Source organism: Streptomyces sp. NPDC046716, from assembly GCF_040645755.1.
Taxonomy (GTDB): domain Bacteria; phylum Actinomycetota; class Actinomycetes; order Streptomycetales; family Streptomycetaceae; genus Streptomyces.
In genome coordinates this window covers 1-1,854 of the sequence record NZ_JBEYYU010000134.1, presented here as the reverse complement: position 1 = coordinate 1,854, position 1,854 = coordinate 1, and the positions used below count along the sequence as shown (strand labels likewise).

The window sequence follows — 1,854 nt, the reverse complement described above, 5'->3', positions numbered from 1 at the left end:
GTATGGATGGGTAGGGGAGCGTCGTGTGCCGGGTGAAGCAGCGCCGGAAGGCAGTTGTGGACGGTTCACGAGTGAGAATGCAGGCATGAGTAGCGATACAAACGTGAGAAACGTTTGCGCCGATTGACTAAGGGTTCCTGGGTCAAGCTGATCTGCCCAGGGTAAGTCGGGACCTAAGGCGAGGCCGACAGGCGTAGTCGATGGATAACCGGTTGATATTCCGGTACCCGCTGTGAAGCGTCAAACATCGAATCCAGTGATGCTAAGGCCGTGAAGCCGTTCCGGACCCTTCGGGGAATGGAAAGTGGTGGAGCCGCCGGCCCAAGTTGGTAGTAGGTGAGTGATGGGGTGACGCAGGAAGGTAGTCCATCCCGGGCGGTGGTTGTCCCGGGGTAAGGGTGTAGGCCGTGTGGTAGGTAAATCCGTCACACATTAAGGCTGAGACCTGATGCCGAGCCGATTGTGGTGAAGTGGATGATCCTATGCTGTCGAGAAAAGCCTCTAGCGAGTTTCATGGCGGCCCGTACCCTAAACCGACTCAGGTGGTCAGGTAGAGAATACCGAGGCGTTCGGGTGAACTATGGTTAAGGAACTCGGCAAAATGCCCCCGTAACTTCGGGAGAAGGGGGGCCACACCTGGTGATGACACTTGCTGTCTGAGCTGGGGGTGGCCGCAGAGACCAGCGAGAAGCGACTGTTTACTAAAAACACAGGTCCGTGCGAAGCCGTAAGGCGATGTATACGGACTGACGCCTGCCCGGTGCTGGAACGTTAAGGGGACCGGTTAGTGCACTTTCGGGTGTGCGAAGCTGAGAACTTAAGCGCCAGTAAACGGCGGTGGTAACTATAACCATCCTAAGGTAGCGAAATTCCTTGTCGGGTAAGTTCCGACCTGCACGAATGGCGTAACGACTTCTCGACTGTCTCAACCATAGGCCCGGTGAAATTGCACTACGAGTAAAGATGCTCGTTTCGCGCAGAAGGACGGAAAGACCCCGGGACCTTTACTACAGTTTGATATTGGTGTTCGGTTCGGCTTGTGTAGGATAGGTGGGAGACTTTGAACCAGCCACGCCAGTGGTTGGGGAGTCGTCGTTGAAATACCACTCTGGTCGTGCTGGATGTCTAACCTCGGTCCGTGATCCGGATCAGGGACAGTGTCTGATGGGTAGTTTAACTGGGGCGGTTGCCTCCCAAAGAGTAACGGAGGCGCCCAAAGGTTCCCTCAGCCTGGTTGGTAATCAGGTGTTGAGTGTAAGTGCACAAGGGAGCTTGACTGTGAGACCGACGGGTCGAGCAGGGACGAAAGTCGGGACTAGTGATCCGGCGGTGGCTTGTGGAAGCGCCGTCGCTCAACGGATAAAAGGTACCCCGGGGATAACAGGCTGATCTTCCCCAAGAGTCCATATCGACGGGATGGTTTGGCACCTCGATGTCGGCTCGTCGCATCCTGGGGCTGGAGTCGGTCCCAAGGGTTGGGCTGTTCGCCCATTAAAGCGGTACGCGAGCTGGGTTTAGAACGTCGTGAGACAGTTCGGTCCCTATCCTCTGTGCGCGTAGGAATATTGAGAAGGGCTGTCCCTAGTACGAGAGGACCGGGACGGACGAACCTCTGGTGTGCCAGTTGTCCTGCCAAGGGCATGGCTGGTTGGCTACGTTCGGGAGGGATAACCGCTGAAAGCATCTAAGCGGGAAGCCTGCTTCGAGATGAGTATTCCCACCCCCTTTGAGGGGTTAAGGCTCCCAGTAGACGACTGGGTTGATAGGCCGGATCTGGAAGCACCGTGAGGTGTGGAGGTGACCGGTACTAATAGGCCGAGGGCTTGTCCTCAGTTGCTCGCGTCCACTGTGTTG

General features: G+C 56.5%; 1 rRNA gene (only partly in view). It reads left to right on the top strand.

The features are described from left to right. Positions 1–1,831 (top strand): 23S ribosomal RNA (locus tag ABZ930_RS41305); it begins 1,367 nt to the left of the window's first position. Positions 1,832–1,854: the final 23 nt, after the last annotated feature.